At 70.8% G+C, this 21,842-nt stretch carries 14 protein-coding genes; 11 read left to right on the forward strand and 3 right to left on the reverse strand.

The genetic code is table 11. The annotated features are described in order from the left end of the window. The 7 genes from FPZ47_RS28455 to FPZ47_RS19315 form a co-directional block, all read left to right on the forward strand. Positions 1-1,586 (forward strand): acyltransferase domain-containing protein (locus FPZ47_RS28455; protein WP_168209505.1); only part of this gene is annotated, 1,586 nt, incomplete at its 5' end. Next, the gene (locus FPZ47_RS19290) at positions 1,586-6,961 is read left to right on the forward strand and encodes a type I polyketide synthase (RefSeq protein WP_246133492.1); all 5,376 of its coding nucleotides are present in this window, start codon (positions 1,586-1,588) and stop codon (positions 6,959-6,961) included. The genes FPZ47_RS28455 and FPZ47_RS19290, both read left to right, overlap by 1 nt. Positions 6,962-6,974: 13 nt before the next feature. Next, the gene (locus FPZ47_RS19295; RefSeq protein ID WP_144954207.1) at positions 6,975-11,438 is read left to right on the forward strand and encodes a type I polyketide synthase; all 4,464 of its coding nucleotides are present in this window, start codon (positions 6,975-6,977) and stop codon (positions 11,436-11,438) included. Between the two features lie 11 nt (positions 11,439-11,449). Next, the gene (locus FPZ47_RS19300; protein ID WP_144954204.1) at positions 11,450-12,430 is read left to right on the forward strand and encodes an ATP-binding cassette domain-containing protein; all 981 of its coding nucleotides are present in this window, start codon (positions 11,450-11,452) and stop codon (positions 12,428-12,430) included. Beyond that, positions 12,427-13,239, forward strand: coding sequence for an ABC transporter permease (locus FPZ47_RS19305; RefSeq protein ID WP_144954200.1), 813 nt, complete (start codon positions 12,427-12,429; stop codon positions 13,237-13,239). The genes FPZ47_RS19300 and FPZ47_RS19305 overlap by 4 nt, the downstream gene beginning before the upstream one ends. Next, complete coding sequence (locus tag FPZ47_RS19310; RefSeq protein WP_246133491.1) at positions 13,239-14,054, forward strand: ABC transporter permease; 816 nt, start codon at positions 13,239-13,241, stop codon at positions 14,052-14,054. The genes FPZ47_RS19305 and FPZ47_RS19310 overlap by 1 nt, the downstream gene beginning before the upstream one ends. A gap of 19 nt (positions 14,055-14,073) precedes the next feature. Next, complete coding sequence (locus FPZ47_RS19315) at positions 14,074-15,333, forward strand: phthiocerol/phthiodiolone dimycocerosyl transferase family protein (protein WP_144954195.1); 1,260 nt, start codon at positions 14,074-14,076, stop codon at positions 15,331-15,333. Here the strand turns inward: FPZ47_RS19315 and FPZ47_RS19320 are convergent. Next, complete coding sequence (locus tag FPZ47_RS19320) at positions 15,326-16,156, reverse strand: class I SAM-dependent methyltransferase (protein ID WP_144954192.1); 831 nt, start codon at positions 16,154-16,156, stop codon at positions 15,326-15,328. The genes FPZ47_RS19315 and FPZ47_RS19320 overlap by 8 nt on opposite strands. Positions 16,157-16,271: 115 nt before the next feature. Between FPZ47_RS19320 and FPZ47_RS19325 the strand changes: the two genes are divergently transcribed. From FPZ47_RS19325 to FPZ47_RS19340, 4 genes are all read left to right on the forward strand, one after another. Next, positions 16,272-17,750, forward strand: a complete 1,479-nt coding sequence (locus tag FPZ47_RS19325; RefSeq protein WP_144954189.1) for a cytochrome P450 — start codon at positions 16,272-16,274, stop codon at positions 17,748-17,750. Positions 17,751-17,804: 54 nt separating this feature from the next. Further along, entirely contained in the window at positions 17,805-18,488 is a 684-nt protein-coding gene (locus FPZ47_RS19330; RefSeq protein ID WP_144954186.1) for a flavodoxin family protein, read from the forward strand. Positions 18,489-18,553: 65 nt separating this feature from the next. Continuing rightward, positions 18,554-19,096, forward strand: a complete 543-nt coding sequence (locus tag FPZ47_RS19335; RefSeq protein WP_144954184.1) for a DUF2505 domain-containing protein — start codon at positions 18,554-18,556, stop codon at positions 19,094-19,096. A 65-nt stretch (positions 19,097-19,161) separates the two neighbouring features. Beyond that, on the forward strand, positions 19,162-20,082 hold the full coding sequence (locus tag FPZ47_RS19340; protein ID WP_144954181.1) for an SAM-dependent methyltransferase: 921 nt from the start codon (positions 19,162-19,164) through the stop codon (positions 20,080-20,082). Positions 20,083-20,092: 10 nt separating this feature from the next. Here the strand turns inward: FPZ47_RS19340 and FPZ47_RS19345 are convergent, their stop codons facing one another. Both FPZ47_RS19345 and FPZ47_RS19350 read right to left on the reverse strand, forming a co-directional pair. Then, on the reverse strand, positions 20,093-20,965 hold the full coding sequence (locus FPZ47_RS19345; protein WP_168209504.1) for an SDR family NAD(P)-dependent oxidoreductase: 873 nt from the start codon (positions 20,963-20,965) through the stop codon (positions 20,093-20,095). A gap of 10 nt (positions 20,966-20,975) precedes the next feature. Further along, positions 20,976-21,782, reverse strand: a complete 807-nt coding sequence (locus FPZ47_RS19350; RefSeq protein WP_144954175.1) for a cytochrome P450 — start codon at positions 21,780-21,782, stop codon at positions 20,976-20,978. Between the last annotated feature and the right edge of the window lie 60 nt (positions 21,783-21,842).

Below are 21,842 nucleotides of genomic sequence, written 5' to 3' on the forward strand. Positions count from 1 at the left end.
CGATGGGGGAGGTCACCGCCGCCGTGGTCGCCGGGGCGCTGAGCCCCCGCGACGGCCTGCGCGTCATCACCACCCGCGCCAACGCCGGCACCGACGTCCGGGCGGCGCTCGCGGATCTGACGCCGCGGCGGCCGGTCATCCCGGTCGTCACCGCCGGCGGCGAGACGCCGGCCTTCGACGCCGACCACTGGGCATCGGAGCTGCCCAACCTGGTGCAGGTCACCGACGCGATTGCCGCGGCCGGCGCCGACCACGGCACCTTCGTGGAGATCAGCCCTCACCCGCTGCTGACCGATGCGATCGGCGACACCCTGGCCGGGGTTCATCATCACAGCATCGGGACCCTGGCCCGCGACACCGACGACACGCTCACCTTCCACACCAACCGCAACGCCGCCCACACGGTCAAGGCGCCCGACACCGAACACCCGGCCGGGCCCCCGCCGCTGCTGCCGAGCACGCCCTGGCAGCACACCCGCCACTGGGTGAGCCCGCCGAAAACTCCGGCGCGCCAAGCGGACCCCGCACCGCACTGGGCCGCGATCCGGGACCGGCTGGAGGCCGCGGTGACCTCACCCCGCCCCGGCACCGTCCTCGGCGACCACGTCGCCGTCACCACCACACCGCCGCTGCATCTGTGGCAGGCCCGGCTGACGCCGGACGGCGCGGCGCACCCGATCCCGGAATCGGTGCTGCTGCAGACGCTGTCGACCGCGGCCACCGACTGCGGCGGCTCGGCCGTGTGCGACGTCCGTTTCGAGCAGCCGATCGTCGTCGACGCGCCGCGGGTCATCCACGTGAGCGCCGACGGCGAATCCCTCACCGTGTCCTCGGCTGCGGGGGTGCACGCACGTGCCCGGATCGCCCGGGCCGCGGACCGCGCGGGCGGGCCGGCGTTCCCTGACCCACCGGTCGACGTCGACCTGCCGGAGGCCTCGACCGCCGCGCTGCTCGACGCCGCCCTCGGCGTCGCGGGGCGGGTGGACGGCGCGCGGCCGATGCGAGCGGTAGCCGCCGAAAGCGCGCGCATCCTCGGGGAACTCGCCGAGCCACGCGGCAGCGTCAGGGTGCGCCGGCGCGGCGGCGGGGACGCGGGCGAACTGGTGGTCGACCTCGTCGCGACGGCACCCGACGGCGGCGTCTGCATCGATGTCCGCGCCCTGCGGTACGCGGCGGCCGAGCCCGCCGCCGGCCGGGAACCGACCCCGCCGGCATGGGTGGAGCTCTCCGCCGAGGAGGTCGCCGCCGAACTGGGGACCAGGCTGCGGTCGATCCTGGCCCGCGAGCTCGGGATGCCCGTCTCCGCGGTCGACGTGGAACGGCCGTTCCCGGAAATGGGTCTCGACTCGATGATGGCGATGGCCGTGCTGAAAGACGCTAAGCGCCTGGTCGGCTTCGACGTTTCGGCGACGAAGATGTGGGACCACCCGACCATTGCGGCGATGACCGGATATCTGACGGAACTGATTGTCGCGCAACATGGGTCGAAGCGTGACACGACAGAGGGGGACGGCGGGGCCGGCACGGACGGCTCGGCGGGCGGCGTGCTGGACGCGCTGTTCGACAGCGTGGAAAGCGGGATGTGATGAAGACGATCTTCAGCAGAGTGGCGGGCATGACCGCCGCGCAGCGCGCGGCGCTGTGCGACCAGTTCGACAAGGCCGCCCGGCTGGCGACGGCGGAGCCGGTTGCGGTGGTGGGGATCGGGTGCCGTTTCCCCGGCGCCTCGTCCGGGCCCGACGCCTACTGGGACTTCCTGACCGGTGGCGGGGACGCGATCGGCGAGGTCCCGCCCGACCGCTGGGACGCCGACGCCTACTACGACCCCGACCCCTTCGCGCCCGGCCGGATGGCCTCCAAGTGGGGCGGCTTCCTGCCCGACGTGGCCGGTTTCGACGCCGAGTTCTTCGGGATTTCCCCGCGCGAGGCCCAAGCGATGGACCCGCAGCAGCGAGTGCTGCTGGAGGTCGCCTGGGAGGCGCTCGAAAATGCCGGCCTCGCACCGGAATCCGTGAGCGAGACCCGCGCCGCGGTGATGATGGGCGTGTATTACAACGAGTACCAGAGTTCCTCGGCCGCCAACCCCGACAGCATCGACGCCTACTCGGCCACCGGGAACGCGCACAGCGTCACCGTGGGGCGGATCGCGTACTCGCTCGGGCTGCGCGGGCCGGCGGTGGCGGTGGACACCGCCTGTTCGTCGTCCCTGGTCACGGTGCACCTGGCTTGTCAGAGCCTGCGGCTGCGGGAAAGCGACCTCGCCCTGGCGGGCGGGGTGAACCTCATCTTGCGCCCGGAAACCCAACTCGCGCTGTCCAAGTGGGGCATGCTGTCCCCGCGCGGCCGGTGCCACGCCTTCGACGCCGGCGCCGACGGGTTCGTGCGGGGCGAGGGCGCCGGTGTCGTGGTGCTCAAACGGCTGACCGACGCCGTGCGCGACGGCGACCGGGTCCTGGCGGTGGTGCGCGGCTCGGCGGTCAATCAGGACGGCCGCTCCAACGGGCTGACCGCGCCGAACGCGCCGGCGCAGTCCGACGTGATGACCCGGGCGTTGCGCAACGCCGACGTGACGGCGGACTCGGTGAACTTCGTCGAGACCCACGGCACCGGCACCTCGCTGGGCGACCCGATCGAGTTCGACGCCCTGGCGCAGGTGTACGGACGCGACGGCGGGCCCTGCGCCCTGGGTGCGGTGAAGACCAACATGGGCCACCTGGAGGCGGCCGCCGGGATCGCGGGATTCATCAAGACCGCGCTGGCGGTGCAGCGCGGCGAGATCCCGCCGAACCTGCACTTCTCGCGGTGGAACCCGGCGATCGACGCGGCCGCCACACGAATGTTCATCCCCGGCGAGCTGACCTCGTGGCCGCGCAGCGAGGGGCCGCGGCGGGCCGCGGTGTCGTCATTCGGGCTGGGCGGCACCAACGCGCACGTGGTGCTCGAGCAGGGCCCGGACCCGGCGCCGGCGGTACCCGGGCCGGCGGTCGCGACGCTGCCGATCGCGGGCAAGACCGACCAGCGGGTGGCCGCCCGCGCCGCGGCGCTGGCCGACTGGCTGGAGGGCCGCGGTGCCGGGACGCCGCTGGCCGACGTCGGTCATACCCTGGCCCACACCCTGACCCGGCAGCACGGCCGGCACGGCAGGTTCGCCGCCGTGTGCGCCCGCGACCGCGCCCAGGCGGTGGCTGGGCTGCGCGCGGTGGCCGCGGGCCGGCCGGCACCGGGCGTGGTCCTGCCCACCGACACGCCGGCGGGCTTCGGCACGGTGTTCGTCTACTCCGGTCAGGGCTCCCAATGGCCCGGGATGGGCAGAGGGCTGCTGGCAGACGAGCCGGCGTTCGCCGCCGCGGTGGCCGAACTGGACCCGGTCTTCGTCGAGCACGCGGGCTTCTCGCTGCGGGAGGTGCTGGAGGCCGGCGAACCGCTGACCGGCATCGCCCGCATCCAGCCCGCGCTGGTGGGCGTGCAGCTGGCGCTGACCGCGTTGTGGCGCTCCCACGGTGTGCAGCCCGACGCCGTCATCGGTCATTCGATGGGGGAGGTCACCGCCGCGGTCGTGGCGGGCGCGCTGAGCGCCGCCGACGGCATCCGCGTGATCGCCACCCGTTCCCGGTTGATGTCGGCGCTGTCCGGGCAGGGCGCGATGGCGCTGCTGGAACTCGGCGCGGCCGCCGCCGAGGAGCTGATTGCGGACTATCCCGGCACCACGGTGGCGGTGTACGCCTCCCCGCAGCAGTCGGTGATCGCCGGCCCGCCGGAGCGGGTCGACGCGGCGATCGCCGCGGTCGACGCGCAGGGCCGGCTGGCGCGGCGCATCGAGGTGGACGTGGCCTCCCACCATCCGACCATCGATCCGATCCTGCCCGAACTGCGCAGCGCCCTGGCGGATCTGGCGCCGCGCACCCCGACGATCCCGGTGTTTTGCACCACCGGCGACGCCGGGGCGGAGCCGACGTTCGGCGCCGACCACTGGGTGGCCAACCTGCGCAACCCGGTCCACTTCGGCCGGGCCGTGGCCGCCGCCGGCGCCCGGCACGGCACGTTCGTCGAGGTCAGCCCGCACCCGGTGCTTACGCACGCGATCGCCGAGAACCTGGCCGCCGCCGGGTGCGCCGCCGTGACGATGGGCACGCTCACCCGCGACAGCGACGAAACCGTGGCGTTCCGCACGCAGTTGGCCGCGCTCCGGCCCGCCGACGACGCCGGCCGGCTGGTGGACCTGCCGCCGACACCGTGGCTGCATTCGCCGTACTGGGCCGCCCGGCGCGGCGCGAGCCCGGCACCGGCGGGTGCTCACCCGCTGCTGGGACTGCACGTCGAGATGCCCTCGGGCCGCGACCACGTGTGGCAGGCCGACGTGGGCATCGACGCGATCCCGTGGCTGGCCGACCACAAGGTGTACGGGCAGGCCGTCATGCCGGCGGCGGCGTTCGCCGAGATCGCGCTCGCCGCGGGCAGCGAGGCCCTGGGCCTGGCGGCCGACCGGCTTGCGGTGCATCGCCTCGAGGTCGAGCAGATGCTGGCCCTGGACGAGCGGACCATGCTGACCACCCAGCTGACCCAGACCGGCGAGGGTTGCCGCGTCGAGGTCCATTCGCGCTCGGCCGAAGGCAACTGGAACCGGCATGCCGTCGCCCGCGTCGACGTCGCCGCCGGCGACGGCGCGCCCGCGGTGCCGGGCACCCCGGCCGGGGCGGGCGCGGCCGTGGCGCCGGCCGAGTTGTACGCGACCCTGCGGCGCACCGGGGCCCACCACGGGCAGGCGTTCGCCGCGCTGACGCGAATCGTCCGCTGGCCCAGCGGTTCCTCCGAGAGCGAGATCGTCCTTCCCGACGAGGCCACCGCCCACCGCGGCTACCGGATCCATCCCGTCATGCTGGACGCCGCGCTGCAGGGCCTGGCCGCCGCGATGCCCACCGACTCCGGCGACGACGCCGGCGAGGCCACCTACCTGCCGGTCTCGCTGGAGACGGTCCGCGTGTTCGGGGACCCGGGCCGCCGCGCTCGGTGCCACGCCGAGCTGGAGAGCCTGGACGACGACGGCGCCGGCAAGCTCGGGCGGATCACGCTGACCGACGACGCGGGTAACCCGTGTGCGCAGATCACCGGCGTCTACCTGCGCCGCATCGACCGGCGCACCGTGCCGCTGCCGCTGGCGCAGAAGGTGTTCGACACGACGTGGACCGAGAGCGGACGGGACGCCGCGGAACCGGAGCCGTCCGCGGGCAGCTGGCTGGTGCTGTCCGCCGGCGAAACACCTTCCCTGGTAGACGGTTTCACCGACCGGTTCGCCGCACCCGCGCGGCGGGTGATCGGCGCGGACCTCGCCGACGAGTCGGCGCTGCCGCAGGCGTTCGCGAAGACCGCCGCGGACGCCGACCTTCCGCCGCGCGGCGTGGTCGTGTTCCTCGGGGAGAGCGGCGCCGACGGCCCCGACATCGACGCCGCGCTGCGGCGCGGCGAAGACCTGGTCGCGGCCGTCGCGGGGATCGTGCGCGCGATCGTCGGCGGCTGGCACGGCACGCTCCCGCGGCTGTGGCTGGTCACCCGCGGCGGCCTGGTGGTCGCCGACGGCGAGGCCGGCGACCCCGCGATCGGCGCGCTGCGCGGCCTCATCCGGGTCCTGGCCTACGAGCATCCCGAACTGCGGGCCACGCTCGTCGACCTGGGCGCGGCGGACGACGCGCCCGCCACGTTGACGGCCGAACTGGGCCTGCCGGCCGGGGACGACGTGATCGCCTGGCGGGACGGGCGCCGCTACGCCGAACGGCTCAGGCGGGCTCCCCTCGCGCCGGTCAAGACCGAATCCGTTGTTCGCCAGGATGGTTCGTACATCGTCAGCGGCGGGCTCGGCGGCATCGGCCTGGTGGTCGCACGCTGGCTGGCCGACCGGGGCGCGGGCCGCATCGTGCTCAACGGCCGCTCGGCCGCGCAGCGGGAGGGCCTGTCCGATCTGGAGGGCCGCGCCGACATCGCCGTGGTGGCCGGCGACATCTCCGCACCCGGCGTCGCGGAGCGGCTGGTGACCGCCGCCGAAGAGACCGGGCTGCCGCTGCGCGGGGTCATCCACTCAGCCGCGGTGATCGACGACAGCCTCGTGGCCACCCTCGGCGCCGAAAGCCTGCAGCGGGTGTGGGCGCCCAAGGCCGGTGGCGCGCTTCGCCTGCACCAGGTGACCGCCGGGTGCCGGCTCGACTGGTGGGTCGGCTTCTCCTCGGTCGCGTCGCTGCTCGGATCGCCGGGTCAGGGCGCTTACGCGGCGGCCAACGCGTGGCTCGATGCCCTGGTCGCCTGGCGTCGGGCGTCGGGGCTGCCCGCCACCGCGATCAACTGGGGACAGTGGTCGCAGGTGGGCGTCGCCCGTTCCCTGCGCATGGGTGTCCTGGACCCCATCGCCCCCGACGAGGGCATCGAGGCGCTGGAGTCGCTGATCGGGGGCGCCGCCGCCCGGACCGGTGTGGCGCGGTTGCGGCTCGACCGGGCCGCGGCCGCCTTCCCCGAGATCAGCCGGCTCGGCTACTTCGCCGAACTCGTCGCGGAGCTGGGCACGGCCGGCGACAGCGGTGACTGGGCCGGCCCGGAGGCGCTGCGCGAACTCGACCCCGCGGAAGTCCGCCGGATCGTCACCGCCCGTTTGCGCCAACGCATCTCGGCGATCATGGGCCACGCCGGGGACGCGGCCGTCCCGCCCACCCAGCCGCTGACCGAGCTCGGCATGGATTCGCTGATGGCCGTGCGGATCAGGAACACCGTGCGCGGCGACTTCGGCGTGGAGCCCCCGGTGGCGCTGCTGCTGCAGGGCGCCACGGTCGGCGACCTCGCGTCCGAGCTCATCGAACAACTCGGCCTCACCGGCCACGACAGCCCCGAACCCGCGAACGGCCTGCGGGACCGGGCCCAGCGGCGCGCCGCGACGCGCCAGCGGGCCGCCAACCGGCGCCAGCCGCGTCAAAGAGTATGACAGGACAACGAGTGTGACGAACAGTTTGGAAAGTGTCTCGAATACACCGCCGCCCAACGCGATCGCCGTCATCGGCATGGCGGGCAGGTTCCCCGGCGCCGACTCGGTGTCGGCGTTCTGGGACAACCTGCGCCGCGGCGAGGAGTCGATCGTCTCCTTGTCCGACGACGAACTCGGCGCCGCCGGCGTCGGCGAGAAGGCGCTGGCCGGTCACGGCTACGTCAAGCGTGCGCCGCTGATGAACGGGATCGAGGAGTTCGACGCCGAGTTCTTCGGCTTCACCCCGCAGAACGCGGCGATGACGGACCCGCAGCACCGCCTCATGCTGCAGTGCGCGTTCCACGCCCTGGAAGACGCCGGCTACGACCCCGAGCGGATCGAGGCCTCGGTCGGGATGTTCGGAACCAGTTCGGCCAGTGGCTATCTGCTGTACAACCTGATGTCGCATCACGATCCGCACGCGATCATCGGGCAGGGCGCCACCTTCGAGATGGTCAGCCTGTCGCTGCAGAACGACAAGGACCACCTGGCCACGCGGGTCGCGCACCAGCTGAACCTGCGCGGGCCCGCGCTGTCGGTGCAGACGGCATGCTCGTCCTCGCTGGTGGCGGTGCACCTGGCGTGCCAGAGCATCCTGAACGGGGAGTGCGACATGGCGCTGGCCGGCGGTGCGTCGATCCGCGTGCCGCACCGCGTCGGCTACTTCTACCAGCCCGGTTCGATGGTGTCGCCGACCGGCCGCTGCCGGCCGTTCGACTCCCGGGCCGACGGCACCCTGTTCGGCAGCGGGGTCGGCATCGTGGTGCTCAAGCCGCTGGAGGACGCCCTCGCCGACGGCGACCGCGTGCACGCGGTCATCAGGGGCTCGGCGATCAACAACGACGGCTCGACGAAGATGACGTACGCGGCGCCCAACGCGGTCGGGCAGGCCGAGGTGATCGCCGAAGCCCACGCCGTGTCCGGCGTCGACGCGTCGAGCATCAGCTACGTCGAAACCCACGGGACCGGTACGCCGCTGGGCGACCCGATCGAGATCGAAGGCCTGCGGCAGGCGTTCGGCCTGTCGCAGGCCGCCAGGTCCGGCCCGTGCCAGCTCGGCTCGGTGAAATCCAACATCGGCCACCTCGAGACGGCGGCCGGGATGGCCGGCCTGATCAAGACGATCCTGTGCCTGCAGCACCGGGCGATCCCGGCGACCCTGCACTTCACCCACCCCAACCCCGAATTACACCTGGAGCGTGGGCCTTTCGCCGTGCGCGGCGAGTACGGCCCCTGGGACTGGGACGGTGTGCGGCGCGCGGGGGTCAGCGCGTTCGGCGTGGGCGGCACCAACGCCCACGTCGTCCTGGAAGAGGCGCCGCCGGCTCCGGCTCCCGCCGCGCCGCCCGACACCGCGCCCGCCCCGCAGGTACTGGTCCTGTCCGCGCGGACCGCCGAGGCGCTCTCGGACGCGCGCGAGGCCCTCGCCGCCGCGCTGTCCGGCCCCGACGAGTTGGACCTGGCCGACGTCGCCCACACCCTGGCCCGCCGCCGCACGGAGAACGTGCGCATGGCCGCCGTGGTCAACGATCCCCGGCATGCGGCGGAGGTGCTGCGCACCCCCGAACACGACAACGTCTTCGTCGCCGGGTCCGCGGTCCCGCGCATCGGTCCCGAAACCGATTCGGAGCGCGTCGCTTTCCTGTTCCCCGGCCAGGGCTCCCAGCACGTCGGCATGGCGCGGGGCCTGTACGAGTCCGAGCCCGTGTTCGCCGAGACCTTCGACCGCTGCGCCGCGGAGTTCGACGCGGAGATGGGCATCGACCTGCGCGCCGAGGTGTTCGACGGTGCCGGCCGCAGCCTGGAGCGCACCGACCGGACCCAGCCCGCCCTGTTCTGCGTGGAATATGCGCTGGCGCAACTGGCCGAGTCCTACGGGATCCGTCCGGCCGCCCTGGCGGGGCACAGCATCGGCGAGTACGTGGCGGCCACCGTCGCGGGCGTTTTCGACCTGCCGACGGCGGTCAAGGCCGTCTCGATGCGGGCCCGACTGATGCATGCGGCGCCGCGCGGCGTGATGGTGGCGGTGGCCGCGAGCCCCGACGCCCTCGCCGAGCACCTGTCGGGGGACGTCGACCTCGCCGCGATCAACGAGCCGGGCGGCTGCGTCGTGGCCGGATCCGAGGAGAGCATCCGCGCGTTCACCGAACGCCTTGCGCAACAGAAGATCACCGTACGCCGCGTCCGCACGTCGCACGCGTTCCACTCGCGCCTGATGGATTCGGTGGTCCCGGAGTTCCAGAGCTACCTGGCCCGCCTGCCGCTTCAGGAGCCGCGGGTACCGCTGTTGTCCAACGTCACCGGCACCTGGATGTCGGCCGCACAGGCCACCGACCCGGCGACCTGGGCCCGCCAGATCCGCTCGACGGTGCGGTTTTCCGACGAGATCGCCGCGCTGCTGACCGAACCCGGCCGCGTCCTCGTCGAGGTCGGTCCCGGCGGCACGCTGACGTCCTCGGCGGCGCGGCACCCGAGGTGGGCGGGCGGTCACCGCGCCGTCCGCCTGATGCGCCACCAGGTGCAGAACCGCGACGACCGGGACGCGTTCCTGCTCGGCCTGGGCCAGCTGTGGGCGGCCGGGGTCGGCGTCGACTGGACCCCGCGCGCGGCGGGGCGCCGGCCGAGCCTGGTCTCGCTGCCCGGGTATCCCTTTGTCCGGCAACGGCATTGGATCGAGGCCGCGCAGCGCGGCGCGGCGGCGCTCCCGCGGAACGGGAACGGTGTGGCGCCCGCGCCGACGGGGACGGGCACCGCCGGGACGTCCCGGGCGTCCGCCGGTGGCGCCGCGCAGATGGAGGACGCGCTGCGCGACATCTGGGCGCAGTGCCTCGGTGGCGGCTCGATCGACCGCAACGCCGACTTCTTCGAGCTCGGCGGCGACTCGCTGATCGCCATCAGCGTCGCGATGACCGCCGCCAACCAGGGCCTCGACCTCACCCCGCAGGACCTCTACGAGAACCCGACCGTGGCCACGCTGGCGAAGACGCTGAGCGCCCGGTACGCGGCCGGCGGGCTGGCCCGGCTGTCGCCGGAGGACGTCGTCCACCCGCCCGTGCCGCCGAACCTCGCACACTTCCTGGCGCACGGCCTGGCCGACGCCGGGCACTGGCGGATCCCGCTGATCCTGCGGCTGCGCCCGGATGTGCGGGCCGAGGACATCAACGCGGTGCTGACCGCCGTGACCAACCAGCACGACGCGCTGCGCATGCGGCTGACCCGGCGCGCCGGCACCTGGGAGCAGCACATCGGCGAACCCCGCGAGTCCGTCGACGTGGCCGCCGCGTCGCTTCCGGACGGGCCGGCGCCCGGCGGCCCCGAGGAGCGGGAAGCCGTGCTGGGGATACTGCGCGCGCAGATCCGCGATCAGGACCCCGTCGGCCCGCCCCTGGTCGCCACGCACGTCCGCGGCAAGGCGGGCGGGCCGTGCTATCTGGCGCTCGGCGTGCACGGGGCGGCCGGTGACACCATGTCGCGCGACATCCTGCTCACCGACATCTTCACCGCGTTCGGCCAGCGCCTGGCCGGCGAGGAGATCACCCTGCAGCCGGTGACCACGCCGTGGCGGGACTGGTGCCGGCGCTGCGCCGGGCTGGCCGCTCACCCCGCGGTGCTGGAAAGCCGCGAGTACTGGCTGCAGACCGCGGCCAAGGCGGACCTGCGCCTCGCGGAGCCGGCCGCCGAACCGCCCGCCCTCGACGACCTGGTGCGGCTGGAGTCGTCGCTGACCGTCGCGCAGACCACCGAGATCGACGACGCGCGGCGCCGGGTCGGGGTGGCGCTCGAGGACATCGTGGTGGCCGCGCTGACGCGGACGGTCGCGGCGACGGTCGGCGAGGGATGCCTGGCCCTGGACCTCGGCGGGCCGGGCCGCTCGGTCCTCAAACCCGACGTCGACCTGCACCGCACCGTCGGCTCGTTCACCACCGTGTATCCCGTCGCGCTGCCGTGCGCGCAGGAGGGGGACGCCAGCGTCCGGCAACTGTTCGAGGATGTGCACGAGACGCTGAAGGCGGTGCCACACTACGGAATCGGGTACGGGCTGCTGCGCTATCTGCACGCCCCCACCGCGGTCCGGCTGGCCGCCACGGCGCCGGCGGACATCTTCTTCTCGTACGCGGGCACGATTCCCGAGCTGCCGTCGCCGGCCGCCGGCGACGCCCCGGTCCAGTTCGACCCCGACACGGCGCTGCCCGTGCGCGAGGCCTACCCGGGCCTCGGTCACGCCGTCGAGCTGCGCGCCTACCGCTGCGGCGGGGTCGTGCACCTGGACTGGTGGTACGACTCCCGCCGCATCGACGCGGCGCGGGCCCGGTCGCTGGCCGGCGCGTTCCCCGCGACGCTGCTCGACCTCGCCCGCGCGGCCGTGGCCGAGGACGAAAGCGCCTCGGCGGACGAGGAATTGACCCTCGTGGACTTGTCGTCGAGCGATTCGGCCTAGGAGAGAACGCAATGCCAATCACGGAGAATGCGGTCGTCGTCAACGGGATCAGGAAAACCTTCGGTTCCGTCGTCGCGCTGACCGACATCAGCTTCAAGGTCGGCCGCGGGGAGGTGCTCGGGCTGCTCGGGCCCAACGGGGCCGGCAAGACCACGACGGTCGACATCCTGTCGACGCTGACCCGCCCGGACGGCGGCCACGCGGAGGTCGCCGGGCACGACGTCGTGTCCGACCCGGCCGCGGTGCGCCGGTCGATCATGCTGACCGGCCAGCACGTGGCGCTCGACGAGATGCTGACCGGCCGGGAGAACCTGCTGATGTTCGGCCGCCTGCAGGGGCTGAAGAAATCCCGGGCCCGCTCGCGGGCCACCGAACTGCTGGCCCAGTTCGACCTGGTCGACGCGGCGGACCGCCGGGTCAGCACATATTCGGGCGGGATGCGCCGGCGCATCGACATCGCCTGCGGGCTGGTGGTGCAGCCGGAGGTGGTGTTCCTCGACGAACCCACCACCGGCCTGGATCCCCGCAGCCGGCAGAGCATCTGGAAACTGGTGTCCGACTTCAAGGAAGCCGGCATCGCCACGCTGCTGACCACCCAGTACCTGGAGGAGGCCGACGCGCTGAGCGACCGCATCATCGTGATCAACCACGGCAGGATCATCGCGGAGGGCACGGCCGACGAGCTCAAGGAGCGCACCGGGGGCACGTACTGCGAGATCGTGCCGCGCGACCTGGGGGACCTGCCCGCCGCGGCCCGGGCGCTCGGATCGTTGCTGCCCGAGAAGAACCGGGGGACGCTGACGGGGGCATCCGACCGCATCGCGATGCCCGCCCCCGACGGGGCCAACACCCTCGTTCAGGCGCTGGGCCGGCTCAACGAGGCGAACATCGACCTGGTCGACATCGCGCTGCGGCGACCCTCCCTCGACGAGGTGTTCCTCGCGCTGACCAGCCAGGACGCCGGACCGCGGAACCGGGTGGCCGTCCCGTGACCGCGGCCGCGGTCGCCGCCCGCCCGGGGACCTCACCCGTCCAGCAATGGTGGGTGCTGACGGTTCGCGTGATCCGGCCCACCCTGCGCAACGGGGAGCTGGCCACCCAGATCGCCGCGCCGATCATGTTCACCGTGAACTTCTTCCTGCCGCTCAAGCAGATCATGGGCGCCTTCACCCAGGGCATGAGCAGCTACGCGCAGTATCTGATGCCGCTGATCGCCCTGGTGGCCATCGCGTTCGCCGCGATCTCGGCCGCGTTCCGGTCGGCCTCCGACGCGGTGCTGGGCATCGACCGGCGGTTCAAGGCAATGCCGATCGGCGCGCTGACGCCGCTGGCCGCGCGCATGTCGGCCAGCATGTACCGCTGCGGCATCGCGCTGGCCGTCTCGCTCGCGTGCGGTTACGTCATCGGGTTCCGGTTCTACGGCGGCGCCGCGCACGTCGCGGGATTCTGCGTGCTGGTGCTCGCGATCGGTGCGGCCCTGGCGTTGTTCGGCGACGTGATCGGGGCCTGGAACAAGAACCCCGAGGCCACCATGCCGTTGCTGCTGCCGCCCCTTTTCGTGCTGGGCCTGTTGTCGGTCGGCCTGCAGCCGGTGCAACGGTTCCCCGCCTGGATACGGGGGTTCGTCCGCGACCAGCCGGTGTCCCAGTACGTCAACGCGCTGCGCGTGCTGGCCGGGGACAGCACGCCGGCGGCCGGGGAGGTGAGCTGGTCCACCATCGGCCCCGCCGTCATCTGGTGCGCCGGCATTTTCGTGACCCTGCTCCCTCTGCACGCCCGCGTGTCCTCGAGGAGGCGATGATGGCCCCGACGAAACCCGTAGCCGTGCATCGCAAGGCGGAGAACTCGTCGCGGGAGCTTGCCCCCCAGACCTGGATCCTGGCCGCGCGGCTGCTGCTTCGGTGGCGCCGCGATCCGGCGACGATGCTCGAGTCGCTGATCATGCCCGTCGCCCTGCTGGTGACCGTGAACATCGTGCTGGGCAACGGGGTTACGCAACTGACGGGCCACAGCGCCCTCTACGGCAGCGTCCCGCTGATCGCGATGGTCGGGGCCATGTCCGGGTCGATGGTCGGCGGCATCAACCTGATGCGTGAACGCGGCGAGGGCCTGCTGTCGCGGCTGTGGGTGGTGCCCGTGCACCGGGCGTCGGGCATGTTGTCGAGGCTGATGGCCGACACCATCCGGATCGTGGTGACCACCGCGGTCATCATGGTCACCGGGCTGGTGCTGGGTTTCCGTTTCCACCAGGGGATCGTGGCGGCCGTGGCCTGGCTGCTCGTCCCGACGTTGTTCGGGTTGGCCTTCACGATGGCCGTCATGACCCTCGCCCTGTACACGGCGAACACGATCGTGGTGGAGGCAACCGAGATCGTGTGGGGACTGATGATGTTCTTCTCCAGCGGTTTCGTGCCGGCCGACCAGTATCCGGGCTGGCTGCAGCCGATCGTGCGGCACCAGCCGATCAGCTACGCGGTCGAGACGATGCGCGGGTTGTCCCTCGGTGGTCCGGTGCGGGCGCCGATGGTCGACATGCTGTTGTGGTCGGCCGGCGTGGCCGCGCTGTGCGCGGCGCCGATGGCGATCGGTTTCCGACGGGCCAGCATGCGCGGCTGAGACGCTAGGAGTTCGAAAAATGTTCACCTCATCGGCAATTCGCAAGCTGTCCCGCAGCGAGGAGATCTTCGCCGAGACGCAGAGCTACGTGGGTCTCGGCGCGGACGTGCGGGGACCGGTCGACGTCGACGCCCTGTCGGCGGCCTTCGACACCCTGCTGCAAGCGCATCCCTTGCTCGGCGGCCATCTCGAACAGGACCCCGACGGGCGCCACCAGTTCGCCGTCGACGACCTCCTGCACCCGGGGATCGAGGTGCTGGAGGACACCGGCCCGGGCGCCGAGGCCCCGCCCGTGCACCTGGACCAGAACGCGTCGCTGGTGCACCTGCGCCTGGCCGGGCGTCCCGACGGGATGCAACTGACCCTGTACGTGCATCACGCCCTCGCCGACGGTCACCACGAGTTCGGCCTCGTCGAGGAGATGTTCTCCTACTACACCGATCTGATCTGCACCGGCAGCGTGGGCCAGGTGGCGGTCCAGCCGGCGCCGGATCCACTGGAGACCGTTCTGGCCCGACGCGGTATCGAAAAGCAGCAGCGCTCCGGGCTCGAGCGGTTCATGCCCGCGGTGTTCGCCTACGACCTGCCGCCGTCGCGGCGGACCGCCTCGGACGTCACGCCGGCCGCGCCGGTGCGCGTCCCCATGGCGGGCTGCCGGCTCAGCGAGCGCGAGACGCAGGACCTGATCGCCTTCAGCCGGTCGCGGCGGGTCGGCCTGAACGGGCTGCTGTCGGCGGCCGTCCTGATGGCGGAGTGGAAACTGCGCGGCGAGAACAACATTCCGGTTCCCTACCTCTACCCGGTGGACCTGCGCTACGTGCTCTCGCCGCCGCTGTCGGCGACCGCGTGCACCAACCCCCTGGGCGTGGCCACCTATCTGGCCGAGATCGACCGCAACACCGAGGTGGTGAGCCTGGCCCGCGACATCGCCGAGACGTTCCGTGCGGACCTGGCCGCCGGGGTGATCCAGCAATCGCTGCTGCACTTCACCCCGCAATACGTCGGCAACCCGCCCGGCATGCCCGATGTCGTCATGCTGACCGACAGCGGGCTGGTACCCCCGGTGCGCACGCCGCCGGACGTGGAGCTGGTCGCGGCCCACAGCGAGTTCTACTTCGCCGTGAGCGCCGGCATCGACATGTACCTGAGCAAGATCTTCGCCGGACAACTGGTGGTCGAATACCACACGCACGCAAAGGAACCCGAGAAATTCGTCGAGGCGATACATGCGGTGCTGCGCAGCCTCGCCGACCAGCATGCCGCCAGCGGCGTCAGCTGACGGGACCGAAGGCGTAGCGATGGTACTGCAGGGTCCGGCGCAGCGGCGGTGCGATGCGGCTCAGCCGTCCCGCCATCCGGAACCCCCTGGGGGCGCCGCGAAACGTGCTGGCGTCGAACAACGTCACGGCGATCAGCAAACGGATGCCGGGCACCCGGTCCAGGACGTCCTGCGGGCTGTCGACCCCCCAGAACAGCTTCGACCCGGTCCGCCGCACCAGCGTGTGCCCCTTCTGCGACCGGATCGCCAACCGGCTGTAGAAGTCGATCTGCAACTCTCCGGATCCGAAGCGGTCGACGAAGCGGCTCAGCAGCGCGGCGCCTTCGTCCGCGGTCAGATACATGCTGATGCCCTCGGCCAGCAGCAGTGCGGGGCCGTCCGCGGGGATCTGGTCCAGCCAGGACATGTCGGTCGCCGACGCGGGCAGCAGCTGGTAGCCCGGCCGGGATCCGAACACCTGCTGCCGCAGGGCAATCACCTCGGGGTAGTCGACGTCGTACCACCGCACGTCCGGGCCGGGGTCGAGCCGGAACACCCGGCTGTCCATCCCGCAGCCCAGGTGTATCACCGTGCAACGCGGGTGGACCGCCAGGAACTGGCGCGCCCAGATGTCGTACTGGGCGGTGCGCACGGTGATCAGCGGCGCCCACTTGGCGGTGATGCCGATATCGGTGAAGTCGTAGTCGAGCCGCGCGGCCGCCTCCTTGGCGTACCGATCGCCGAGAATCGGGCGGGCGAAGTCGGCGTCGAGCGCCTTGAGGTACAGCGTCGCCAGCATCGTCTGCGGGGCGCCGCTGAGATCGACGGAAACCTTCTGGTCCACCCATCCGAGGCTACGGGCCGATTCGCCCTTCGCGGGCGACCGGGTCGCCCCGTCGCCGTCGCCGTGCCGCGCGCAGGTCCTCCGCAATTGCCGTCCCATCGAGGAAGGATCGCCGATGGCTGCGATCAGTACTCCGCATTACCTGCTTGACCAGGCGCGGCGCCGGTTTACGCCGACGCTGAACAACATCCCGGGAATGGGTGCCCTCGACGCGTGGGTGCTCAACCGTCAGTGGAAGACGAAGGTGCTGGCCGAGCCACCCGCGGGCAGCGGCCTCAAGCCGGTCCTCGGCGATTCGGGCCTGCCGATTCTCGGCCACACCATCGAGTTCTTCCGCGAAGGACCCGATTTCGCGCTGCATATGTACCGGACCCATGGCCCGCTGTTTTATTCCGCCCCGCCGATCCTGCGCTCGGTTGTCGTCTCGGGCCCCGACGCGATCCAGGCGGTGCTCACAAACAAGAACAAGGACTTCTCCCAAGAGTTCTGGAATGAGGTGATCGGTCCGTTCTTCTACCGCGGCCTGATGCTGTTGGACTTCGACGAACATCTGTCTCACCGGCGCATCATGTACGAGGCGTTCACCCGTACCCGGTTGACAGGCTACGTCGAGCAGATGGACCGGGTGGTCACGGCCGCTGTGGCCGACTGGCCGACCAACGACGCGCGGTTCCTGTTTTATCCCGCGGTGAAGCAACTCACGCTCGACGTCGCGTCGACGGTGTTCATGGGCCACGACGCTGACACCGACCCCGAACTGGTCACCAAGATAAACAGGGCCTTCACCAGGACAACCCGCGCAGGTGGTGCGTTCGTCCGCTACCCCGTCCCACCATTCAAGTGGTGGCGTGGACGGCGCGGCCGCAAGTTCCTCGAGAAATGCTTGGCCGAGCGCGTCAGGGAACGCCGCAACGCCGAGGGCACGGACATGCTGACGGTGCTCTGTCACACCGATGATGAGGACGGCAACCGCTTCAGCGACGAAGACATCGTCAACCACATGATCCTGTTGCTGATGGCCGCCCACGACACTTCCACGTCGGCACTCGCCACGATGGCCTACTTCCTTGCCGCCAATCCGAAGTGGCAGGAACGCTGCCGCGACGAGTCGGCCCGACTCGGCGACGGACCGCTGGACCTCGAGTCGCTGGAGAAGCTGGAGACGCTGGATCTGGTGATGAACGAGTCGTTGCGGTTGGTGCCCCCGCTGCCGTTCGTGATGCGCCAGACCGTGCGCGACACCGAGCTGATGGGACATTACCTGCCGGCCGGCACCCCCCTGATGGTGTGGCCCGGGATGAACCACCGGCTGCCCGAGCTGTGGACCGAGCCGGAGAAGTTCGATCCGCAGCGCTTCGCCGAGCCGCGGGCCGAGCACAAGCGTCACCGCTACGCCTTCGCCCCGTTCGGAGGTGGCGCGCACAAGTGCATCGGCATGGTGTTCGGGCAGTTGGAGATCAAAACCACCATCCACCGCCTGTTGCGCCAATACAGGCTAGAGCTGGCCAGGCCGGGGTATCAAGCACGCTGGGACTACGGGGGGATACCGATCCCGGTCGACGGCATGCCGATCGCGCTGCGCCCCTTCGAATAGGTTAACGGGTTGAACGTTGCACGGCAGTCAAGGTTTCGGCAAGGAGATGCAGTAGTGAACGACGGGGCAAGCGCTCAGCATGACGCCCGGGGCCCACGGGTGTTGCTGCTCTACTACACCTACACGGGGCAGTCGCTGAAAGTCCTCGAGGCCGCGGCAGAAGTGTTCCGCGACCGCGGGTGCGACGTGCAAAAGGCCCGCATTGAGTTCACCGACCGGCGGTTCGCCGAACGGTTCTCTCGCTTTCCGATGCGACGTGTCTGGCCGGACATGCTCAGTGTGTTTCCGGCCCAGCTTCGCCGCGCCACCGGCGAAATCCGTACCCCGGAGGCGGTGCGAGAAGGCGACTACGACCTGATCTGCATCGGCTCGCCGACGTGGTGGCGCACCGTGAGCATGCCGATGCGCTCGTTTCTCAAGTCCACTGAGGCGCGAGAACTGCTCGCGGGCAAGCCGTTCGCCGTCTTTGTCGTTTGCCGTCGCTACTGGCGGGAAAACCTCACGGCGGTGCGCAAGCTGGGGGAGAAGCAGCGCGGCCGGTACGTCGACGGCATCCATTTCGCTTATCCCGGCGGCCAGCTTCGCTCCATGCTGTCGCTGACCAGCTACCTGGGCACGGGCGAGTATCGGGACCGGTATCTCGGCGTCCGCATTCCGAAGACCAACGTCCAACCGGAGCAGCTGGAGCAGACGCGTAAGTTCGCGTCTGCCCTCGCCGACCGATTGTTCGACAGATAGCCCGTGCGACCGCGGGGAGAAACCCCGCGGCCGCGATGAGATCAGCTGATAAGGAATTGTTTGCGATGCCTCGTTCATTCGACATCTTGACCGAATCACCCGTCAGCATCGAACAGGTTTATGCGGCGTTCACCCGCGAGGACTATTGGCTGGCTCGGCACGCCGCCTTCGACGGCACCAGCACGCTGGATTCACTGATCGTCGAGGCCGACGGCACGGTGGCAGTGCACGCCACTCAACATCTCGGGCGCCAGCTGCTACCTGGGGCCATGGCCAAACTCGTTCCCGGCGAACTGAAGATCATGCACCGCGAGATGTGGAGACCGGTCGGTGATCGCGAGGTACGCGGGCAGGTCAGCATCACGGCTCCCGCCGGCTTCGGGTCAGGTCGCGCGGCAGCGTGGCTGTTGCCTGCAGGGCCGCCTGGCTACAAAGGCTCGCAGCTGCGCTTCGCCGCAACCGTGGAGGTCAAGATCCCGCTGGTCGCTGGCAAGCTGGAGAATGCCATCGGAGCCGAGTTGGCCGAGAACATCCACGCGATTCAGCGCTTCACCGCAACATGGATCACTGAGAACACCGGAAACGCGGTCGAGGACGGGCACTTATAGTAATGGGAACGGGGTGATCAGGCGAGTTCCCGGCAGTAGTCAACGGGTAGCAGAGGGGAAAATTTGTGGCCACGGTTCCGCGTCGCATAGAAGAGGAAACCAGGAGCGCTCGTTTGCGTCGGTGGGCGAACGAATGCGGGCAGGTGGCGCGTGTCTTGGCATCGCGCTCGGAGGGCTCGAAGACTGGTCGGATCTACGACATCATCGGCACCCAGAACCTGTACGGCGAAGAGTCGCTGTTCATTAACTTCGGATACTGGAAAAACAACCCCACAACGATGGACGAGGCGAGCCGGGACTTGGCGCGACTTGCTGCGCGCAGCGCCGACTTCAATGCGTCCGACATTGTGGTGGACTGTGGGCCCGGCTACGGCGACCAGGACATTTTGTGGGTGAACGAGTTTGGGGTGAATCACATTACCGGAGTGAATGTGGCCACCGAACAAATCGCCATCGCCACGGCCCGTGTGCAAGAAGCCGGGTTGGCGGACAGAATCGCCTACGTTCACGCGTCTGCCAGCGCCCTGCCTCAAGACGACGATTCGTGCACGAAGGTGGTCGCGCTGGAATCGGCTTTTCACTTCCCGTCGCGCGTCGACTTCTTTTCCGAAGCGCTGCGGGTGCTCAAACCGGGCGGCTGCCTGGTGACGGCCGATATCGTGCCGAAAAGAACATTCCTCAATAGCCGGCATCGCAGGGAGGTCGCCCGGCTCGGCTGGCGGGGCGCATCCCCCAAAGCGGTCCGGAGATCGGTGAATGTCGAGGATTATCGCGACTTGCTCCTTGACATCGGTTTCGCCACAGCCGAGACGCAATCCATCGCACGCGACGTTTTCCGGCCGCTGGCCAGGTTCTTGTGGAAGAGAGCATTTCAGCCTGACATGAAGGGTGTGAATCCGCTGCTGCGGATAACCGTGCGGCCGGACAATTTCTGGATACACGAAACCCACATCGACTACATCCTGGCGGTGGCGAAGAAGGCGTGACCGGACGTCGTCAGCCGCCGGCCGTGCGCACCGCGCGCACGCGCCTGAGCATCGTCAGCTCGACCGCCCGCATCGACAACGCGGGGGAGAGGCGCTCCAAGTACCACAACGCCTTCCACCACGCCGGCACCACGATGATCGCGTCGTTGCGCAGTACGGCGCGCAGGGCGCGCTCGGCGAACGTCTCCGGCGCCATCGGCCGCACCGTCTCGGCCAGCCGCAGCAGGTCCTCGTCGCTCACGCCGTCGTTGCGCCCGTAGGCGCCGCCGGTGAGGATCGGCGTCCGGATCACCCCCGGGCAGAGCACCGACACGCGCACGCCGTGGCGTTGTGCCTCCAGCCGCAACGTCTTGGACAGCGCGACGACGGCGTGCTTGCTCGCGGTGTAGCTGGCCTGGCTCACCGTGGTGACCAGTCCGGCCATCGAGGCGGTGTTGACGATGTGTCCGCAGCGCTGCCGGATCATCGACGGATACACCGCCTGGATGCCGTGCACCACCCCGCGCAGGTTCACGTCGAAGACGTCGTACCAATCGTCGAGCGTGTACCCGTCGACCTCGCCGCCGACCCCGATGCCGGCGTTGTTGAACAGGAAGTCGATCCGCCCGGACCGCCGCAGCGCTGCGGCGGTGGCGCGCTCGAACGAGGAGTAGCTGCGCACGTCGAGTTCGACGGGATGCGCCCGTGCGCCGTCGCCGGCCAGGCGTCGCGCCAGTTCCTCGGCCGGCCCCGCCCGGCGATCGGCGATCCACACCTCGGCGCCCGCGCCGGCCAGGGCGGTGGCCAGCGCGGCCCCGATGCCGGATGCCGCGCCGGTGACGAAGGCGACCTTTCCCGCGACCTTTTCCTTTTCCGTCGCCTTTGCCGGCACGTGTGGTCTCACCGGGTCAGTCCTACACCGCCCGCCGGCCGCCGCAGCCGTCGCCCCCGCGGTGGCTGACACGGCCGGCCGCCGTGCCGGTCGCTCGCCGGTACACCACCGCCCGTCCGCCCCGTGACGGCACGATCGCGACACCCCGGTTCTGTCGCCGTTCGCACGGTGCATCGGTTGGCGCGAAACGGAATTCACGCAACAGCGTGCGCAGGGTGACGTCCATCTCCATGTTGGCGAACGCCGAGCCGATGCAGCGGTTCATTCCGCCGCCGAACGCGATCCACGCGAAGGGCTTCGGGGTGGCGCCGGTGAAACGGTCCGGTTCGAACGACGTCGCGTCCGGGAAGTTGGTGTCCGACTCATGGGCCAGCTGGATGCTCGCGATCACCAGGGTTTCCGGCGGAATGACCCATTGCCCCAGGCGGATTCGGGTCTTGGTCCAGCGCAACCCGCCGGTGATGACCGGACGCGTGCGTTGGACTTCCCAGATCGTCGCCTGCCGCAGGTCGCACCCGCCGGCGTCGGCCTCGTCGGTCAGCCGCGACAGGAGCCGGGGATGCCGGCGCAACCGCTCCACCGCCCATGCCAGGGCGGCGGACGTCGTCTCGTGGCCGGAGACCACCAGGGTCACCAGCTCGTTGACGACATGCCGGTCCGGGATCGGCCGGCCATTGTCGTCGCGGGCCCGCAACAGCAGCGCCACCAGGTCGTCGCGCTCCTGAAGGGCCGGGTCGGCGCGCGCCGCGGCGACCAGCGACCCGACGACGGCGTCGATCCGGCGCCGGTAGCGCACATACCGGCCCCCGGGACTCAGGACTCCCGACATAGTGGGATCGTTTATGTAGTGTCGTGACCTTTAACGCTGTATTTGATCTTGAGGTCGGTG

Source organism: Mycobacterium helveticum (genome assembly GCF_007714205.1).
Taxonomy (GTDB): Bacteria; Actinomycetota; Actinomycetes; order Mycobacteriales; family Mycobacteriaceae; genus Mycobacterium; species Mycobacterium helveticum.

Coding starts and splice junctions, on each gene's coding strand:
- FPZ47_RS19335 (WP_144954184.1), top strand. CDS start 18,554: ATGCCTCGTTCATTCGACATCTTGACCGAATCACCCGTCAGCATCGAA.
- FPZ47_RS19300 (WP_144954204.1), top strand. CDS start 11,450: ATGCCAATCACGGAGAATGCGGTCGTCGTCAACGGGATCAGGAAAACC.
- FPZ47_RS19290 (WP_246133492.1), top strand. CDS start 1,586: ATGAAGACGATCTTCAGCAGAGTGGCGGGCATGACCGCCGCGCAGCGC.
- FPZ47_RS19350 (WP_144954175.1), bottom strand. CDS start 21,782: ATGTCGGGAGTCCTGAGTCCCGGGGGCCGGTATGTGCGCTACCGGCGC.
- FPZ47_RS19315 (WP_144954195.1), top strand. CDS start 14,074: ATGTTCACCTCATCGGCAATTCGCAAGCTGTCCCGCAGCGAGGAGATC.
- FPZ47_RS19310 (WP_246133491.1), top strand. CDS start 13,239: ATGGCCCCGACGAAACCCGTAGCCGTGCATCGCAAGGCGGAGAACTCG.
- FPZ47_RS19325 (WP_144954189.1), top strand. CDS start 16,272: ATGGCTGCGATCAGTACTCCGCATTACCTGCTTGACCAGGCGCGGCGC.